Here is an 18,585-nt window from a genome sequence, read left to right on the forward strand (position 1 = left end):
TTCGGAGAGAGCGAAGTGACAAAGATTCTCGTCGATGGCGTCGAGGTGGACGTTCCGGGAGAGTTCACGCTTCTCCAGGCGTGCGAGGAGGCGGGCGCCGAGGTGCCGCGCTTCTGTTATCACGAGCGCCTGTCGATCGCCGGCAATTGCCGCATGTGCCTCGTCGAGGTGAAGGGCGGTCCGCCCAAGCCGCAGGCGTCCTGCGCCATGTCGGTCAAGGATCTCCGTCCCGGCCCGAATGGCGCGCCGCCGGAAGTCTTCACCAAATCTCCGATGGTGAAGAAGGCGCGCGAAGGCGTGATGGAGTTCCTGCTCGTGAACCATCCGCTCGACTGCCCGATCTGCGATCAGGGCGGCGAATGCGACCTGCAGGACCAGGCGCTCGCCTTCGGCGGCGACAGTTCGCGGTATCACGAGAACAAGCGCGCGGTTGAGGACAAATATATCGGCGTCCTCGTCAAGACCGAGATGAATCGCTGCATCCACTGCACGCGCTGCGTCCGCTTCACGGCGGAAGTCGCGGGCACGGGCGACATGGGCGCCATCGGCCGCGGCGAGGATATGGAGATCACCACCTATCTCGAAGGCGCGATGACCTCGGAGCTGCAGGGTAATGTCGCCGACCTCTGCCCGGTCGGCGCGCTGCTGCCGAAGCCCCAAAGCTTCCGCGCCCGTCCGTGGGAATATCAGAAGACCGAGACGATCGACGTCATGGATGCGCTGGGTTCAGCGATCCGCGTCGACTCGCGCGGCCGCGAAGTCATCCGCATCCTCCCGCGCGTCAACGACGCGGTGAACGAGGAGTGGATCTCCGACAAGACCCGCCAGATCGTCGACGGCCTCAAGACGCAGCGCCTCGATCGCCCCTATGTGCGCGAGAACGGCCGACTGCGCCCTGCGAGCTGGAAGGAAGCCTTCGAGCTGATTTCCGCCAAGCGCAAGGCGAGCGCGCCGGGCCGCACTGGCGCAATCGTGGGCGACCTTGCCGCCGCCGAAGAGATTTTCGCGCTGAAACTGCTGATGCAGCAGCTTGGCTCGCCGAATTTCGACTGCCGGCAGGACGGCGCCAAGCTCGATCCGAAATTCGGCCGCGGCTCCTACATCTTCAATGGGACGATCGCCGGCATCGATCAGGCGGACGCGCTGCTCATCGTGGGCTCGAACCCGCGCAAGGAATCGCCGGTCCTCAACGCCCGCATCCGCAAGCGCTGGCTGAAGGGCGATCTCAAGATCTCGGTGGTCGGCGAGAAGGCCGATCTCACCTACGACTACGACTATATCGGCGCCGGCCCGGATTCGCTGCTGCGCTTCATCCAGGAGGCGAAGCCGGTCGGCAAGCTTCTGGTGATCGTGGGGCAGGGCGCTCTGTCGCGGCCCGACGGCGACGCCATCCTCGCGCTCTCGGCTCAGGCGGCTCAGAAGCTCAGCAACGCGGAAGGCTGGAACGGTTTCTCGGTGCTGCATACGGCAGCCTCACGCGTTGGCGCGCTCGATCTCGGCTTCACGCCGGCTCAGGGCGGCCTCGATGCGCAGGCAATGGCCAAGGCCGGCGCGATGGACCTGCTGTTCCTGCTCGGGGCGGATGAAATCGCGGTCGATCCAGGCGCCTTCGTCGTCTATATCGGCACGCATGGCGACCGTGGCGCGCATCGCGCCGACGTGATCCTGCCTGGCGCCGCCTATACGGAAAAATCCGGCCTTTACGTAAACACCGAGGGCCGCGTGCAGCTTGCCTCGCGCGTCGTCTTCCCGCCGGGCGAGGCCCGTGAGGATTGGGCGGTCCTTCGCGCACTCTCGGCGGTGGTCGGGCATGCGCTGCCCTTCGACTCGCTCGCGCAGCTACGCAAGAAGCTCGTCGAGGCGCATCCGCATTTCGCCCGCATCGATCAGATTGAGGCCAGCAATCCGGGCGATGTCGTCAAGCTTGCCGGCCATGCGGCCGTCGCGATGAAGGACGCCTTCGTCCCGGCGATCGGCGATTTCTACCTCACCAATCCGATCGCGCGCGCCTCGGCGGTCATGGCGGATTGTTCGGCTCTCGCGCGGGGCCGGCAGGCCCAAGCGGCGGAATAGGAGCGAAGACGTGAGCGATTGGATGAACGCCATCACTGCCTATCTCGCCGAGAGCCCGGTTCTGCTCGCGCTCATCAAGAGCGTGCTCATCGCCGTCGTGCTCTTGATCTATGTCGCCTATGTCATTCTCGCCGACCGCAAGATCTGGGCGGCGGTGCAGTTGCGTCGCGGCCCGAACGTCGTCGGTCCCTGGGGCCTGCTGCAGAGCTTCGCGGATTTCATCAAATTCGCGCTCAAGGAGCCGGTGATCCCGGACACGGCGAACAAGGGCGTGTTCCTGTTCGCGCCCTTTATCATGGCGACGCTGTCCATCGCCGCCTGGGCGGTGATCCCCGTGTCGGACGGCGGCTGGGTCGTCGGCGACATCAATGTCGGCATCCTCTACATCTTCGCGCTGTCGTCGCTGGGCGTCTATGGCGTGATCATGGGCGGCTGGGCGTCGAACTCGAAATATCCCTTCCTGTCGGCGCTGCGCTCCGCCGCGCAGATGGTGTCCTACGAAGTCTCGATCGGCTTCGTCATCATCACCGTGTTGCTCTGCGCCGGCTCGCTGAACCTCACCGACATCGTCCGCGCGCAGGACACGTCCTACGGCATGGCCGGCTGGTATTGGCTGCGCCTCTTCCCGATGTTCATCATCTTCTTCGTCTCGGCACTGGCTGAAACGAACCGCCCGCCCTTCGATCTCGTCGAAGCCGAGTCGGAGCTCGTCGCGGGCTTCATGATCGAATATTCGGCGACGCCCTACGTGCTGTTCATGCTCGCCGAATATGTGGCGATCGTGACCATGTGCGCGCTGCTGACGATCCTCTTCTTCGGTGGCTGGCTGCCGCCGGTGAACATCGCGCCTTTCACCCTCGTGCCGGGCGTGATCTGGTTCATCCTGAAGGTCAGCTTCTTCTTCTTCTTCTTCGCCATGGTGAAGGCTTTCGTGCCGCGCTACCGGTACGATCAGCTCATGCGTCTCGGTTGGAAAGTGTTCCTGCCGATCTCGCTCGTCATGGTCATCGTCGTCGCTGCGGCCCTTCAATTCGGCCCCGGCCTGATCGCGAGCTAAGTCATGAGACTGGACACAGCCGCAAAGTCGCTCTTCCTCTCCGAGTTCGTCGGCGCCTTCCTGCTGTCGATGCGCTACTTCTTCAAGCCGAAGGCGACCATCAACTATCCGCACGAACGCAACCCGATTTCGCCGCGCTTCCGCGGCGAGCACGCGCTGCGCCGTTATCCCAATGGCGAAGAGCGCTGCATCGCCTGCAAGCTCTGCGAGGCGATCTGCCCCGCTCAGGCCATCACCATCGAAGCCGGCCCGCGCCGCAACGACGGCACCCGCCGCACGACGCGCTACGACATCGACATGGTGAAGTGCATCTATTGCGGCTTCTGCCAGGAAGCCTGCCCGGTCGACGCCATCGTCGAGGGGCCGAACCAGGAATTCGCGACCGAGACGCGCGAGGAGCTCTACTACACCAAGGAGCGCCTGCTCGAGAACGGCGCCCGTTGGGAACGCGAGCTCGCGCGCAACATCGCGCTGGACGCGCCCTACCGGTAAGGAACGATACGAGCCGCCGCGCGCGGCTCATGATGAGAGGATGAGGCCGTGGCGGCTGTATTTTTCTACCTCTTCGCGACGATCATGATCGCGTCGGCCTGCGTGGTGATCTTCGCCCGCAATCCGGTGATTTCGGTGCTGTTCTTGATCCTCGCCTTCTGCAACGGCGCGGGACTCTTCCTGCTGGCGGGCGCCGAATTCCTCGCGATGCTGCTGATCGTGGTCTATGTCGGCGCGGTGGCGGTGCTCTTCCTCTTCGTCGTCATGATGCTCGATGTCGACTTCGCGGAGTTGAAGCAGGGCTTTTCGAAATATCTGCCGGTCGGCGCCGCCGTCGGCGTCGTCGTGCTCGCCGAGCTCGGCATGGTCGCCGTGGGCTGGCAGCCGTCGGGCGCCTCGAAAAATCTCCTCGAGACGCCGATCGCCGCCAATGTCTCGAACACCGCCGCGCTGGGGCAGGTGCTCTACACGAAATATGTGATCTTCTTCCAGGCGTCGGCGCTGGTGCTGCTCACGGCCATGATCGGCGCGATCGTGCTCACGCTGCATCACAAGCCGAACGTCAAGCGGCAGAACATCGCCGCGCAGAACGCGCGCAACGCCAAGAATGTCATAGAAGTCAAGAAGGTTCCGTTCCGGACGGGCGTCTAACGAGGAAAGACCATGACCATCGGCCTGACACATTACCTCGTCGTCGCCGCGATCCTGTTCACGCTCGGCGTCGCGGGCATCATTCTCAACCGCAAGAACATCATCGTCATTCTCATGTCGGTGGAGCTGATCCTCTTGTCGGTGAATCTGAATTTCGTGGCCTTCTCGCAGTCGCTCGGCGACCTCGTCGGCCAGGTGTTCGCGCTCTTCGTGCTCACCGTGGCGGCGGCGGAGGCCGCGATCGGCCTCGCGATCCTCGTCGCCTTCTATCGCAACCGCGGCACCATCGCGGTCGAAGACATCAATTCCTTGAAGGGCTGATCTAGAGCGATGATCCAAGCAATCGTCTTCCTGCCGCTGCTCGGCTTCCTGATCGCCGGCGTCTTCGGGCGCAAGATCGGGCCGCGCCCTTCGGAGCTCGTCACGACGGGCTTGCTGTTCGCTTCCGCGGCCATGTCGTGGATCACCTTCGTCGACGTCGCGCTCGGCCATAACCACGGCTTCACGCCGGTGCTCGCGAACTGGATGACGGTCGGGGCGCTGAAGGTCGATTGGGCGCTGCGCGTCGATACGCTGACGGCGGTGATGCTCGTCGTCGTGACGACCGTGTCGAGCCTCGTGCACCTCTATTCGATCGGCTATATGCACGAGGACCCGTCGCGTCCGCGCTTCTTCGCCTATCTGTCGCTCTTCACCTTCGCCATGCTGACGCTGGTGACGGCCGACAATCTCGTGCAGATGTTCTTCGGCTGGGAGGGCGTCGGTCTCGCCTCCTATCTGCTGATCGGCTTCTGGTACGAGAAGCCGTCCGCCTGCGCCGCCGCCATCAAGGCCTTCGTGGTCAACCGCGTCGGCGACTTCGGCTTTGCGCTCGGCATCTTCCTTATCTTCCAGCTCACCCAGTCGTTGACCTTCAACGAGGTCTTCGCCGCTGTGCCGGGCCTCGCCGGCAAGCCGATCCATGTGTTCGGCCTCGACGTCGACGCGCTGACGATCGCCGCTTTCCTTCTCTTCATCGGCGCGATGGGCAAGTCGGCGCAGTTCTTCCTGCACACCTGGCTGCCGGACGCCATGGAAGGCCCGACCCCGGTTTCCGCGCTCATCCACGCCGCCACCATGGTCACCGCCGGCGTCTTCATGGTCGCGCGTCTGTCGCCGATCTTCGAACATGCGCCGGCCGCCCTCGCATTCGTGACGGTCATCGGCGCCATCACGGCCTTCTTCGCCGCGACGGTCGGTCTCGTTCAGAACGACATCAAGCGCGTCATTGCTTATTCGACCTGTTCGCAGCTCGGCTATATGTTCGTCGCCGAGGGCGTCGGCGCCTATTCGCTCGGCGTGTTCCACCTGTTCACGCACGCCTTCTTCAAGGCGCTGCTCTTCTTGGGCGCCGGCTCGGTCATCCATGCGATGCATCACGAGCAGGACATGCGCAACATGGGCGGGCTGCGGAAGGACATTCCCTTCACCTTCGCCATGATGACCATCGGCACGTTGGCGCTGACGGGCTTCCCCTTGACCGCGGGCTACTTCTCCAAGGACGGCATCATAGAGGCGGCCTTCGCGGCGAGCGGCCACAGCACGGCGGCGATGCTCGGCTTTGTCTCGACGGTGGTTGCGGCGGGTCTGACCTCCTTCTACTCCTGGCGCCTGGTGTTCATGACCTTCTTCGGTCATCGCGCGGGGCATGAGGCGCCGCATAATCACACGCATGATGAGCCGACCGCCGCCGATCTCGCGCACGCCGCCGCGCTCAACGATCACGGTCATGCGCATGCCCACGACGATCACGCGCATGGTCACGACGATCACGGGCATGGGCATCATGCGCCGCATGAGTCGCCGATCGTCATGCTGATCCCGCTTGCGGTTCTCGCCGTCGGGGCCATTGGCGCAGGCTTCATCTTCGAGCCCTATTTCGCCGGTCACGCCTACGGCGAATTCTGGAAGGGCGCGCTGTTCACGAGCGAGCACAATGAGGTGCTGCACGAGATGCACAACATCCCCGCCTGGGCCGGCTATTCGCCCACGGCAATGATGGTGCTGGGCTTCCTCGTGGCGCTCTATGTCTATGTGCTGAAGCCCGGCACCGCGCAGCAACTGGCGGGCGCCTTCCCGCGCCTCTACCAGTTCCTGCTCAACAAGTGGTATTTCGACGAGCTCTATGACGCCATCTTCGTGAAGCCGGCCTTTGTGATCGGCCGTCTGTTCTGGAAGGGCGGCGACGGCGCCATCATCGACGGGCTCGGCCCGGATGGCGTGGCCGCGCGCGTCGCCGACGGCGCCAAGATCGCCGTCCGTCTGCAGACCGGCTTCATCTACAACTACGCCTTCGCCATGCTCATCGGCGTCGCCGCTATCGTCACTTATTTCGTCGCCGGAGGGCTGCGCTGATGTTCGGGTTCGGCATTCTTACCGGCCTTACGTTTCTACCGCTGGTTGGCGCAGCCTTTCTGCTGACGCAAAAGGGCGACGACGAGGCGAGCCTGCGCAACATCCGCTGGGCGACGCTGCTGACGACGCTCGTCACCTTTGCTCTGTCGCTCTACGTCTGGGCGGGCTTCGATACGTCGAACCCTGGCTTTCAGTTCGTCGAGGAGAAGAACTGGTTCGGCTCGGGCCTGATCTACAAGCTCGGCGTCGACGGCATTTCGATGCCGCTCGTCCTGCTCACCACCTTCATCATGCCCTTCTCGATCCTGGCTTCCTTCGAGTCGGTCACGAAGCGGGTGCGGGAATATATGCTCGCCTTCCTCGTGCTCGAGACGCTCATGATCGGCGTCTTCTGCGCGCTGGACCTCGTCCTCTTCTATCTCTTCTTCGAGGGCGGCCTCATTCCGATGTTCCTGATCATCGGCATTTGGGGCGGCAAGCGGCGCGTCTACGCGAGCTTCAAATTCTTCCTCTACACGCTCGCCGGTTCGCTGCTGATGCTGGTCGCGATCCTCGCGATGTATAATCACGCGCATACGACCGACATCACGGTTCTGCTGAAGACCGATTTCCCGAAGAACATGCAGACCTGGCTGTGGCTGGCATTCTTCGCCTCCTTTGCGGTGAAGATGCCGATGTGGCCGGTTCATACCTGGCTGCCCGACGCCCACGTCGAGGCGCCGACGGCGGGTTCGGTCATTCTGGCGGCGATCCTCCTGAAGATGGGCGGCTACGGCTTCATCCGCTTCTCGCTGCCGATGTTCCCCGACGCTTCGGTCTATTTCGCGCCGCTCATCTATGCGATGTCGATCATCGCCATCATCTACACCTCTCTCGTCGCGCTGGTGCAGGAGGACATCAAAAAGCTCATTGCTTATTCCTCCGTCGCCCACATGGGCTATGTGACGATGGGCCTCTTCACGCTGAACCCGCAGGGCGTGCAGGGCGCGATGTTCCAGATGATCTCGCACGGCCTCGTCGCAGGCGCGCTCTTCCTCTGCGTCGGCGTCATCTACGATCGCATGCATACCCGCGAAATCGCGGCCTATGGCGGCATTGTGAACCGCATGCCGGTTTACGCCTTCGTGTTCATGCTCTTCACCATGGCCAATGTCGGCCTGCCGGGCACGACGGGCTTCATCGGCGAATTCCTGACGCTCGCTGGCGCCTTCAAGGCCAATAGCTGGGTGGCGCTCTTCGCGGCGACCGGCGTGATCTTCTCGGCGGCCTATGCGCTTTATCTCTATCGCCGGGTCGTCTTCGGCGCGCTGGAGAAGGCAAGCCTCAAGGATCTCGTCGATCTGTCGCCGCGCGAGATGCTGATCTTTGCGCCGCTAGTCGTTCTGACGATCTATTACGGCGTGCTGCCGGGGCAGATCCTCGCCTCGACGCAGGCCTCGGTCGATCATCTCATCCAATCCCATACGGCGCTGCTCGACGCGGTGAAGCTCGCCGCCGCCGGCCACTGACGGACTGTTCATATGCCCTTCTTCGCAGAACTCACGCATCACTTCCTTCCCGAGGTCATCCTGGCCATCGGCGTGATGCTGTTGATCCTGATCGGCGCCTTTCGCGGCGAGAAGGGTTTCAGCCTCGTCGACGAGATGGCTGTCGGCATCCTCGGCCTCGCCGTTGTCGTCATCCTATTGTCGAGCAAGCAGGTGGACGTGACCGTCTTCGACGGCGCCTTCATCGACGACGCCTTCTCGCGCTTCCTGAAGGTTTTGACGCTCGTCGGCGCCATGACGTCGATCCTGCTGTCGGTCGACTGGCTGCAGCGCAACGGGCTCGAGAAGTTCGAATATCCCGTGCTCGTCATGCTCTCGACGCTGGGCATGATGCTGCTGATCTCGGCCGATAATCTGATCGCGCTCTATCTCGGGCTCGAGCTGATGTCGCTGGCCCTCTACGTCATGGCGGCCTTCGCGCGCGACGACGGTCGGGCGTCGGAAGCGGGCCTGAAATATTTCGTGCTTGGCGCTTTGTCGTCCGGCATGATGCTTTACGGCTCGTCGCTGCTCTATGGTTTCTCGGGCACGGTGTCTTTCGCCGGCATCGCCCAGGCCGTCACCGAACAGCCGCCGGTCGGCGTGATTTTCGGCCTCGTCTTCGTCCTGGCTGGCCTCGCCTTCAAGATTTCGGCCGCGCCTTTCCATATGTGGACGCCGGACGTCTATGAGGGCGCGCCGACGCCGGTCACGACCTTCTTCGCGTCTTCGGCTAAAATGGCGGCCTTCGCCATCACCGCCCGCTTTGTGATAACGGCCTTCCCCGCGATCACGTCCCAGTGGCGTCAGATCATCATCTTCCTCGCCATCGCCTCGACGCTGCTCGGCTCCTTCGCCGCGATCGGCCAGAACAACATCAAGCGTCTGATGGCCTATTCGTCGATCGGCCATATGGGCTTCGCTCTGATCGGCCTTGCGGCGGGCAGTGAGGCGGGCGTCAAGGGCGTGATCGTTTATCTCGCGGTCTATCTCGTGATGACGCTCGGCTCCTTCGCCGCGATCCTCGCGATGCGGATCAACGGCCGGAACGTCGAGAACATCTCGGATCTCGCGGGGCTTTCGCGCACCAACGGCCTTATGGCCTTCTTCTTCGCGATGCTGATGTTCTCGCTCGCGGGCATCCCGCCGCTCGCCGGCTTCTTCGCGAAATATTACGTGTTCCTCGCGGCAGTCGATGCGGGTCTCTATCCGCTCGCCGTCACCGGCGTGCTGACCTCCGCGGTTGCGGCCTTCTACTATCTGCGCGTCGTCAAGGTCATGTATTTCGACGAGCCGGCCCCCGGCTTCGATCGCTCGCCGCTCGCCGTCCGTGCGGTGCTCGCGCTGTCGACGGTCGCGGTGCTCGGCTTCTGGGTCTATCCGGCGCCGATCATGGATGCGGCGACCGCCGCCGCAAAATCGCTCTTCTAAGAGGTGTTGCGCGTGCAATTAGGATCGATTGCGCGCGCAAGAGGCGTCCGCCTCCTCTCACTGGAAGAGATCGACTCGACCAATGACGAGGCGCGGCGGTTGATCGAGACAGGCGAACGCGGCCCGCTGTGGATCGTGGCCGCTCGCCAGACGAAGGGGCGCGGGCGTCTCGGGCGGGAGTGGATTTCTCGGCCCGGTAATTTCTACGCGAGCTTCGTTTTTGGCGAGTTTTCTGAAGTGCGCGTTGCTCCTGAGCTCGGTTTCGTTACCGGGGTGGCGGCGATGCGCGCCTTGCGCGCGCTAGCGGAGCATGGCGCTTTCCAGCTCAAATGGCCGAATGATCTGCTGCTCGAAGGGGCGAAGCTCGGCGGCATCCTCCTCGAATGTGTGAACGCCTCGATGGCGCCGGTCGCAATCATCGGCGTCGGCGTCAATCTCGTAGATGCGCCCAGAGATACGCCCTATCCGGCGCGCGCGCTCTCCGAGGTACTCCCAGCCCCCTCGCGGGAAGCGTTCTTTGCGCATTTTTCAGACGCTATGGCGGAGGCGCTCGAACTCTGGAACAGCGGCGAAGGCTTTGCGCAGATCCGGCAGGAATGGCTGGCTTCCGCCGCCGGGCTTGGACAGGACATAACCGTCGTGCTGAGCTACGAAAAGCTCGACGGGCGTTTCGAGACCATCGACGCTAACGGGCGGCTGGTTCTCGAAACGACGGACGGCCGACGCACCATTGAAGCAGGCGACGTGCTCATTGGCCCGCGCGCAACCGGAGGGGCGCTGGCATGACAAGCACGCCGAATACAGATCTCGTTTTCGTCCCCTTCGGCGGCGTCGGCGAGATCGGTATGAATCTCGCGCTTTACGGCTATGGTCCTCCCCGCGCGCGCAAATGGCTGATGGTCGATTGCGGCCTGGGCTTTCCCGGCTCGGAGCTTCCTGGCATCGACGTCGTCTATCCCGACATCGCCTTCGTGGAGAAGATTGCCAAGGACGTCGTCGCGATCTGCATCACCCATGCGCATGAGGATCACATCGGCGCGTTGGTGACGCTCTGGCCGAAGCTTAAATGCAGGGTCTATGCGACGCCCTTCGCGGCCGGGCTGCTGGAAGTCAAGCGCCTCAACGAGCCCGGCGCGCCGAGCATCGACATTCGGCCCGTGCACGCGGGCGCGGTGCTCGATCTCGATCCCTTCACGGTCGAATATGTCGCCGTCGCCCATTCGATCCCAGAAGCCAATGCGCTCGCCATCACGACGCCGCTCGGCAGGGTGGTGCATACGGGCGATTGGAAGATCGATCCCGAGCCCGGCGTCGGCAATCGTATCGACGAAGCCCGGCTGCGCGCGCTTGGCGAGGAGGGCGTCGACGTCCTCATCTGCGACTCTACGAACATTCTGCGCGAGGGCGACAGTTTCTCCGAGAGCGACGTCGCGCGCGTGCTGCAGCCGCTCATCGCCGAGGCGAGCGGACGCGTGGTGGTGACGACCTTCGCCTCCAATGTAGCGCGGCTGCGCGCCATTGCTGAGGCGGCGCAGGCCTGCGGCCGCACGGTCGTCGTCGCCGGACGCGCAATGGATCGGGTGGTTCAGGTTGCGCGCGACTGTGGCTATCTTGACGGGCTTCCGGGTTTCCATTCCCCGGAGATGCTGCCCAATTTGCAGCGCGACAAGACCGTGGTCATCGCCACCGGCAGCCAGGGCGAACCCCGCGCGGCAATGATGCGCGCCTCGCAGAACGATCATCCCTCGATCAAGCTCGGTCCCGGCGATCGCGTCATCTTTTCCTCCCGCGCCATTCCGGGCAATGCGCGCGAGGTGCATCGGGTCATCAACAATCTCTGCAATCTCGGGGTGGAGGTGATCACGGATCATGATCATCTCGTGCATTGCTCCGGCCATCCGCGGCGCGGCGAGGTTGCGCAAATGTATGAGTGGGTGCGGCCGAAGAGCGCCGTTCCCGTGCATGGCGAGGCGCATCATCTCACGCAGCATGTGGCCTTCGCCAAGTCGCGTGGCGTCGAACATGCGCTTTCCGCGCGCGACGGCGACATGGTTCAATTGCTTCCCGGGCCGCCGACCATCGTCAACCGCCTGCCGCACGGCCGTCTGCTGAAAGACGGCGACGTGGTTCTCAGCGAGGAGGACGGGACCGTGCGCGAGCGCAATAAGCTCGCTTTCGCGGGCGTCGTGTCTGTGGCCCTCGCTGTCGACAAGAAAGGCGACCTTGTCGGCGATCCCGACGTCGTCTTCGCGGGCGTGCCGAAGAAGGGCAAGTTCGGCGAAGACATGGGCGAAGTCATCGACGAGGCGCTGTTTGCGACCTTTGACGGCCTGCCGCGCGCCCGCCGTCGCGATCCCGATACGGTGTCCACGGCCATCGAACGCTCGCTGCGCGGGGCCATCTATTCGGTCTGGGGCAAGAAGCCCATCGTGCATGTGATGGTGGTGTCGGCTTAGGCTTATGACCGCCCCCGTCATTGCGAGGAGCAAAGCGACGAAGCAATCCAGAGCCCCGCGGCGGCTCTGGATTGCTTCGCTTCGCTCGCAATGACGCGCTAGGCGTCAGCGGGCCGTCTTCATCCCGGCGCTTCGAACAGTCACCGAGTCCCGCGGCTCTCTCGAAACCGCCGGCGGATCGTCGAAAGACACCGAGAAGTAATCCACAGTGAGGCAGTCCGATCCCGCCGTCACACGCACAAAGCCAGCGTTCATCACGTCGTAGCTTTCGAGCCGAACCGTCGGCAGCGCCGTTTGGAACGGTAGCCGCTCGATAACAAGGCCCCTCTGCATCTTGTGGAGCGAGCGGGAGGAATTCGCAAAGCCGCCATTGCCGGCGACGACATAGGGCAGCGCCTTCCCGGCAAAGTCGCGGGAGAACCGCTGATAGGAATGGACATGCCCCGAGAGAATGAGATCGGGCGTGCGGCCGCTGTCGCGAAAGGCCGCGTCCATCGCCGACATGATCTCCACATAGCCGCCATGCGTTTCGTCGAGGGAGAAACACGGGTGGTGCGCCGCGACGATGAGCCATTTATCGTCGGGCGCCGATCGCAATTGCTCGATGAACCATTCCTGCTGCCGGCTCTCGCCGCGTCGGTCCAATTGCCCGTCGATGTTCGAATAGAGCCCGATCACATGCACGAAAGGCGCGGCGAGCCGCCAATAGCAATAGGGCTGCGTCATCGTCGAGCGGTGCTTGAAAAGCCGCCTCGGCGACGCGCTGCAAAAATTCTGCATAAAACCGAGCAGCGCAGTTTCGCCCTCCAGCCCGCAGCGCGTCTCCGCCACCGTCTCGCCATCGTGGTTTCCGGGGATCGCGAAAATGGGGGCGTCGTAATATTGGTAGGGCTCGTAGAACTGCGCGACATATTGGCTGCTTTCGCCGCTCAGATAGACGACGTCGCCGAGGTGGAACAGAAATCGCGGCCGCTCCCCTCCTTGCGATTTGGCGATCTGCTCCTGCATCGCCGCCGCGACGGCGTTCTGCGTTTCGGCGCCATGGATGCCGCCGGTATCGCCCAGCGCGTGAAAGGCGAGCGCGCCCGCCTGTTCCGCCGCTTCGGTCACGCCGGGAAGGATCGCCTCCAATGATAGGCTGAAATCAGCTTCGGGCACAGGCGGCAGAGGGTGGAAGCGAGGGTCGTCGGGAAAATTCGTCACAGGATGCCCGATCTCGGGCGCCGGTTTTGCGAAAGCTGAGCCCTTACCCTTTGCTTCCACGAGCCGAATCTCCACGCCAAGGCGACCACCGGAAGATGCGGCCCAAAGACGACGCCAGCGAGACATCGGGTGGCGTTGGCTGCTTGGGGGCTGTATCTCCCTCGACGAGATTTTAAAGAGGCGGAAGATGCGGGGATGCGTTTGTTGTCTGGGGAGCATCAATGTCGACGTCACCCTGCGGCTCGATCGTCTTCCCGATGAGCATGAGAAGATCATGGCCAAAGAGACCGCCGTCAGCGGCGGCGGCTCGGCCGCCAACACGGCAGTCTGGATCGCACGGCAGGGGATGAGCGTGCGCATGCTCGGCTGGGTGGGAGACGATCCGCTCGGCGCGCTCGCGCTGCGCGAACTCCAACTCAATGGCGTCGACACGCAAGGCGTCAAAGCGCTCGCCGCGCCGTCGCCGCTCGCCATTTGCCTGGCGACGCCACAGGACAAGCGGATCATCACGGGCCCGATCATCAATGCGCCATGGACGCCCTATGACATTGGCGAACTCGGCCAGGACGTCGACTGGCTGCATACGACCGTCTGCGACGCCGCCTTTCTGCGGCAAGCCAGACGCGCCGGAGGAAGGCCTACGATCTCGCTCGAATTGGACGGGCGTTACGATCCAGCTTTTGCTTTCGTGGCGGATTATCTCTTCACCAATTGCGACGAGCTGGCCCGTGTCCTCGAGACGAGCGATCCGATCGGCTTCCTCACCGAGCGGCATGGCACAGGCCCGGCAATCTGGTTCATCACGCGCGGCGAGGAAGGCGTGACCGTCATCGGCGCGGGAGAGGTCGAGACGGTGACGGCGACGCCGGTCGAGGCCATCGACCGCACCGGCGGCGGCGACGCGTTCAACGCCGGCGCTATCGCCGTGCTGCTGTCGGGCGCCGATCCGAAATCGGCTGCGGCGGCGGGGCTGAGGCTCGCCGCCCAGGCCATCAGCCGCCTCGGCGCTCGCTAGCCTCGGACGGACAAGGTAAGCTGCTCATATGACGCGCGAGTCGGGCACAAGCAGCAAGCCGAGCTACTATGAATTCTTCGCCGGCGGCGGCATGGCGCGCGCGGGGCTGGGCGCGGGCTGGACCTGCCTCTTCGCTAATGATTTCGACGCCAAGAAAGCCGAAAGCTACCGGCGCAATTGGGGCGGCGAGGAACTCTTTGTCGGCGACGTGGCGAAAGTGACGACCGCGCAACTGCCGGGCCGCGCCGATCTCGTCTGGGCCTCCTTTCCCTGCCAGGATTTGTCGCTCGCGGGCGCCGGCGCGGGGCTCGAGGGAAAGCGTTCGGGAACCTTCTGGTCCTTCTGGTCGCTGATGAAAGCCCTGCGCGCCGAGGGCCGGGCCCCGGCGACGATCGTTCTCGAAAATGTCTGCGGCGCGCTGACCTCGCATGGCGGCAAGGATTTCGAGTCGATCTGCAAGGCGCTCGCGGGCGAGGGTTATCGCTTCGGCGCGCTGGTGATCGACGCGGCGCTGTTTCTGCCGCAATCGCGACCGCGGTTGTTCATCGTCGCCGTGCGGGAGGATGTAGCGGTTTCCAGCGCCCTCGCTGCCCGTCATTGCGAGGAAGCGAAGCCGACGAAGCAATCCAGCAACCCCGGCGCGGCCCTGGATTGCTTCGCTTCGCTCGCAATGACGGGGGAGCCGCCGTTTTTCACGCGCACATTGATCGCCGCCTTCGAGCGCCTGCCGCTTGCTCTGCAGGCCAAATGGCTCTGGTGGCGGCTGCCTGAACCACTGACGCGCAACGCCACATTGTCTCAGATTGTCGAGGACGCGCCGCCCGATGTGGCGTGGCGCAGCGAGGAAGAGACGCGGCGTCTGATCGACATGATGAGCGACGCCAATCTTGCGAAAGTCGAGGAAGCGAGACGCGCCGGCCGCAGGATGGTCGGCACGCTCTACCGCCGCACGCGCTATGAGAAGGGCGTAAAAATCCAGCGGGCCGAAGCGCGTTTCGATGATCTCGCCGGCTGTCTGCGCACGCCGGCCGGCGGCTCCAGCCGTCAATTCGTGTTGGTCGTCGAGAAGGGCTTGGTGCGCTCGCGGCTGATGTCGGCGCGGGAGACGGCGCGGCTGATGGGCCTGCCGGATGATTATGTGCTGCCGCAGAAGTATAATGAGGCCTATCACTTGACGGGCGATGGCGTGGTCGCGCCGGTGGTCAGACACATTGCGGCGCATCTCATCGAGCCGTTGCTGAATGCGGGCGTTTTGCGGGAAGCGGCTTAGTAGACCGCTATGTCGACGCCCCTCGTGCTTCGAGACGCCTGCTGCGCAGGCTCCTCAGCATGAGGGGCTTCAGCATCTGCGCCAAACACTTAGGCCTCATCCTGAGGAGCGAGCGAAGCTCGCGTCTCGAAGGACGAGGCCGCCTTGGAAGTTTGTCAACGACCTATAAGCCGCTTATCCTGCCTAAGCGCGATGACAAGCGGGATAGTATGTGAGCAAACCCGAATCCCCCGCCCAACGCTCCGCCATCATGCGCGCGGTCAAATCGCGCGACACGACTCCCGAGCTCAAAGTCCGCGCCTTGCTGCGAGGCTTCGCGCCGGGCTACCGCCTGCATCGCAAGGACATCCCCGGCAATCCCGACATCGCCTATATCGGCCGCAAGCAGGCAATCTTCGTTAATGGCTGTTTCTGGCACGGACATGATTGCGCGCGCGGCGCCCGTATGCCCAAGGCCAACGCCGATTACTGGCGCGCGAAAATCGCGCGCAATGTCGCGCGCGACGCGGCGCATCAGGCGCGTCTGACGGCGCAGGGCTGGCGGGCGCTCATTGTGTGGGAATGCGAGCTCAAGGACAAAGCCGCGTTGGAGCAAAAGCTGCGGGCTTTTCTCTTCGGCGCCGAGACATGACCGCCTTCACCCGCGAATGCTCGAACTCTAGCGAATTTATTGTGTGCATCTTCACGACCCCCTCGGAAAATGCCGGATTGCCAGTATACTCTTTGGGAAAACCAAGCGCAGGCAGACGCCATGTTCATCGTTTCCTCGACGCGGTTCGGCATCAGCCAGATCCCGACGGCCTATGCGCAGTTCTCGGCCGCCATCGCGCGCGCCGCCGTCGCCAAAGGCGCGCCCACGGACCGCTCGCAGATTTACGAGGTCGCGGCGGCAAGCGCCGGCGAGGCGATTTCAGCCATGAATTCGGGGAAGGCCGTGTTCGTCGACGCTTTGGCGCAGGCCGCTCCAGCACCCGTGACGGCGGAGCGGCAGAGCGCAAACGCCGCCAAGGCGGAGATCATGGCGGCGATGACCTCGGCGCTGCTGGCGAAGAGCGCCGAGCGGCCGTAAAAGCCGCGCTCTCGAACGCTTGTCATTCCCGACGGGCCGAAGGCCCGATCGGGAATCCAGGACAAAAATAGCCGGCTCGGCTCTGGATTCCCGATCGCTCGCTTCGCGAGCGTCGGGAATGACAGTTATCAGTCCTTCGCGCGCTCGACGTAGGTGCCGTCTTCCGTCTGGATGACGACGCGCGTGCCGGACTGGATGTGCGGCGGCACCATCACGCGGGCGCCGTTGGAGAGCTTGGCGGGCTTATAGGAGGAGGACGCCGTCTGGCCCTTCATCGCCGGCTCGGTTTCGACGATCTCGAGCGTCACGCGCTGCGGCAACTGGATCGCGACGCACAGGCCGTTGAACATGGAGAGGATGCACTGCATGCCTTCCTGCAGCCACTGCGCCTGATCGCCAATCACGTCGCCCGGCACGGCGATCTGCTCATAGCTCTCCTGATTCATGAAGTGATAGCCGTCGTCATCATTGTACAGGAAGCTGAAGTCCTGATCCTCGACGAAAGCGCGCTCGACCTGCTCGGTGGTCTTGTAACGGTCGGAAACCTTCACGCCATCGGAGAGGCGGCGCATGTCGATCTGCGTCGTGGGCGTGCCCTTGCCGGGGAAAAAGCTTTCGGCGGTCAGCACGACATAGAGATTGCCGTCTTCACGCTCAATGATATTGCCCTTGCGAATCGAGCTGGCGATGACTTTCACAGGTTCGGTTCCTTCATTGCCGGCGCGCCGGCTCGCGTTCATTGCCGGCCTCGGCCGGGCTGGTCTATGAACGGGGTAAGACCATATTTCGCGCGCGTCGGCAAATCCGCCGGATCGCGTGGTCCCCTTCGAACGGAGCCCTCATGACGCGCGTTTCGCCCTGGTGGGCTCGGGATGTTTACGCCGATCGCAAGCCATTTCTCAAGGCGCGCGGCGCAATAACGGCCGCGACGCGGCGTTTTTTTGAAGGGGAGGGCTTCGCCGAGGTCGAAACCGCCGCGCTGCAGGTTTCGGGCGGCAATGAGACCCATCTGACCGCTTTCGCCACGGAAATGATCGGGCAGGACGGCGCGCGTTCGCAGCTCTATCTCCATACCTCTCCCGAATTCGCCTGCAAGAAGCTGCTGGCCGCGGGTGAGGAGCGGATTTTCACTCTTGCGCGGGTGTTCCGCAATCGCGAGCGCTCGGCGCTGCATCATCCCGAGTTCACCATGCTCGAATGGTATCGCGCCGGCGAGCCGACCTTGCGTATTTATGAAGACTGCGCCGGGCTGATGGCGGCCGCGGCGCGAGCGGCCGGGACGCGCGATTTCTCCTGGCGCGGCCGGGTTTGCGACCCCTTCGCCGAGCCGGAGATCGTCACGGCCTGCGAGGCCTTTGCGACCCATGCCAGCATCGATCTGGAAAAGCTCCTGGGCGATCGCGAGGGATTGGCGAAGGCCGCCGCGCGGGACGGTATCCGGGTAGCGGAGGACGACACATGGTCGGACCTCTTCAGCAAGATTTTGTCCGAGAAGATCGAGGAGAAGCTCGGGAGCGAGCGACCGACGATTCTGACCGACTATCCCGCCAGCGAGGCCGCGCTCGCTTGCACGCGCGTGGACGACCCGCGCTTCGCCGACCGTTTCGAGCTTTATGTGTGCGGGGTGGAGCTTGCGAATGGCTTCGCCGAGCTGACCGATGCGGCCGAGCAGCGGGCCCGTTTCGAAGCGCAGATGGCGGAGAAGGCGCGGATCTACGGCGAGCGCTATCCGATCGACGAGGATTTCCTGGCCGCGCTCGGCCAGATGCCGCCGGCCTCGGGCGTGGCGCTCGGCTTCGATCGCCTCGTGATGCTTGCAACGGGTGCGGAGAGAATAGAGCAGGTGCTGTGGACGCCTGTGGCGGCGCAGGGAACGGCGTGACGCCCTCCTACGGACCGCGGGCCTTCAGGCCCGCACTTTTAAGCGCGCCGGAAGGCGCGCGCGTTT

At 63.8% G+C, this 18,585-nt stretch carries 17 protein-coding genes; 15 read left to right on the forward strand and 2 right to left on the reverse strand.

Annotated elements, in window-relative coordinates; genetic code table 11:
• Positions 1–15 precede the first annotated feature (15 nt).
• The 10 genes from nuoG to QNA11_RS03060 are packed head-to-tail and all read left to right on the forward strand — an operon-like array spanning position 16 to position 12,080.
• Positions 16–2,073 (forward strand): NADH-quinone oxidoreductase subunit NuoG, encoded by a 2,058-nt coding sequence (gene nuoG, locus QNA11_RS03015; protein WP_283481920.1) that lies wholly within the window; start codon positions 16–18, stop codon positions 2,071–2,073.
• A gap of 22 nt (positions 2,074–2,095) precedes the next feature.
• Positions 2,096–3,130, forward strand: coding sequence for an NADH-quinone oxidoreductase subunit NuoH (gene nuoH / locus QNA11_RS03020; protein WP_202073553.1), 1,035 nt, complete (start codon positions 2,096–2,098; stop codon positions 3,128–3,130).
• A 3-nt stretch (positions 3,131–3,133) separates the two neighbouring features.
• The gene (gene nuoI, locus QNA11_RS03025) at positions 3,134–3,622 is read left to right on the forward strand and encodes an NADH-quinone oxidoreductase subunit NuoI (protein WP_165049116.1); all 489 of its coding nucleotides are present in this window, start codon (positions 3,134–3,136) and stop codon (positions 3,620–3,622) included.
• Positions 3,623–3,670: 48 nt separating this feature from the next.
• Entirely contained in the window at positions 3,671–4,273 is a 603-nt protein-coding gene (locus QNA11_RS03030) for an NADH-quinone oxidoreductase subunit J (protein WP_283481921.1), read from the forward strand.
• Positions 4,274–4,285: 12 nt separating this feature from the next.
• Positions 4,286–4,594, forward strand: coding sequence for an NADH-quinone oxidoreductase subunit NuoK (nuoK, locus tag QNA11_RS03035; protein WP_036287502.1), 309 nt, complete (start codon positions 4,286–4,288; stop codon positions 4,592–4,594).
• A gap of 9 nt (positions 4,595–4,603) precedes the next feature.
• Positions 4,604–6,667 (forward strand): NADH-quinone oxidoreductase subunit L, encoded by a 2,064-nt coding sequence (gene nuoL, locus QNA11_RS03040; RefSeq protein ID WP_283481922.1) that lies wholly within the window; start codon positions 4,604–4,606, stop codon positions 6,665–6,667.
• Complete coding sequence (locus QNA11_RS03045) at positions 6,667–8,175, forward strand: NADH-quinone oxidoreductase subunit M (RefSeq protein WP_283481923.1); 1,509 nt, start codon at positions 6,667–6,669, stop codon at positions 8,173–8,175. The genes nuoL and QNA11_RS03045 overlap by 1 nt, the downstream gene beginning before the upstream one ends.
• A 12-nt stretch (positions 8,176–8,187) precedes the next feature.
• Positions 8,188–9,624, forward strand: a complete 1,437-nt coding sequence (gene nuoN / locus QNA11_RS03050) for an NADH-quinone oxidoreductase subunit NuoN (RefSeq protein ID WP_283481924.1) — start codon at positions 8,188–8,190, stop codon at positions 9,622–9,624.
• A 12-nt stretch (positions 9,625–9,636) separates the two neighbouring features.
• Complete coding sequence (locus QNA11_RS03055; RefSeq protein ID WP_283481925.1) at positions 9,637–10,410, forward strand: biotin--[acetyl-CoA-carboxylase] ligase; 774 nt, start codon at positions 9,637–9,639, stop codon at positions 10,408–10,410.
• On the forward strand, positions 10,407–12,080 hold the full coding sequence (locus QNA11_RS03060; RefSeq protein WP_283481926.1) for a ribonuclease J: 1,674 nt from the start codon (positions 10,407–10,409) through the stop codon (positions 12,078–12,080). The genes QNA11_RS03055 and QNA11_RS03060 overlap by 4 nt, the downstream gene beginning before the upstream one ends.
• A gap of 105 nt (positions 12,081–12,185) precedes the next feature.
• Here the strand turns inward: QNA11_RS03060 and QNA11_RS03065 are convergent, their stop codons facing one another.
• On the reverse strand, positions 12,186–13,283 hold the full coding sequence (locus QNA11_RS03065) for a metallophosphoesterase family protein (RefSeq protein ID WP_283481927.1): 1,098 nt from the start codon (positions 13,281–13,283) through the stop codon (positions 12,186–12,188).
• Positions 13,284–13,470: 187 nt separating this feature from the next.
• Here QNA11_RS03065 and QNA11_RS03070 point away from each other — a divergent pair, with 187 nt between their 5' ends.
• From QNA11_RS03070 to QNA11_RS03085, 4 genes are all read left to right on the forward strand, one after another.
• Positions 13,471–14,298 (forward strand): carbohydrate kinase family protein, encoded by an 828-nt coding sequence (locus QNA11_RS03070; RefSeq protein WP_283481928.1) that lies wholly within the window; start codon positions 13,471–13,473, stop codon positions 14,296–14,298.
• Positions 14,299–14,326: 28 nt separating this feature from the next.
• Positions 14,327–15,568 (forward strand): DNA cytosine methyltransferase, encoded by a 1,242-nt coding sequence (locus tag QNA11_RS03075; RefSeq protein WP_283481929.1) that lies wholly within the window; start codon positions 14,327–14,329, stop codon positions 15,566–15,568.
• Positions 15,569–15,779: 211 nt separating this feature from the next.
• Positions 15,780–16,199 (forward strand): very short patch repair endonuclease, encoded by a 420-nt coding sequence (locus QNA11_RS03080; protein WP_283481930.1) that lies wholly within the window; start codon positions 15,780–15,782, stop codon positions 16,197–16,199.
• 120 nt (positions 16,200–16,319) lie between these two features.
• Positions 16,320–16,637 (forward strand): hypothetical protein, encoded by a 318-nt coding sequence (locus QNA11_RS03085; protein WP_283481931.1) that lies wholly within the window; start codon positions 16,320–16,322, stop codon positions 16,635–16,637.
• 128 nt (positions 16,638–16,765) lie between these two features.
• On the opposite strand, the gene efp is transcribed toward QNA11_RS03085, so the two are convergent.
• The gene (gene efp / locus QNA11_RS03090; RefSeq protein ID WP_202073551.1) at positions 16,766–17,335 is read right to left on the reverse strand and encodes an elongation factor P; all 570 of its coding nucleotides are present in this window, start codon (positions 17,333–17,335) and stop codon (positions 16,766–16,768) included.
• A 143-nt stretch (positions 17,336–17,478) separates the two neighbouring features.
• Here efp and epmA point away from each other — a divergent pair, with 143 nt between their 5' ends.
• Positions 17,479–18,519, forward strand: a complete 1,041-nt coding sequence (epmA, locus tag QNA11_RS03095; RefSeq protein WP_283481932.1) for an EF-P lysine aminoacylase EpmA — start codon at positions 17,479–17,481, stop codon at positions 18,517–18,519.
• Positions 18,520–18,585 lie beyond the last annotated feature (66 nt).

This window comes from Methylocystis sp. JR02, from assembly GCF_030063565.1.
Lineage (GTDB): Bacteria > Pseudomonadota > Alphaproteobacteria > Rhizobiales > Beijerinckiaceae > Methylocystis > Methylocystis iwaonis.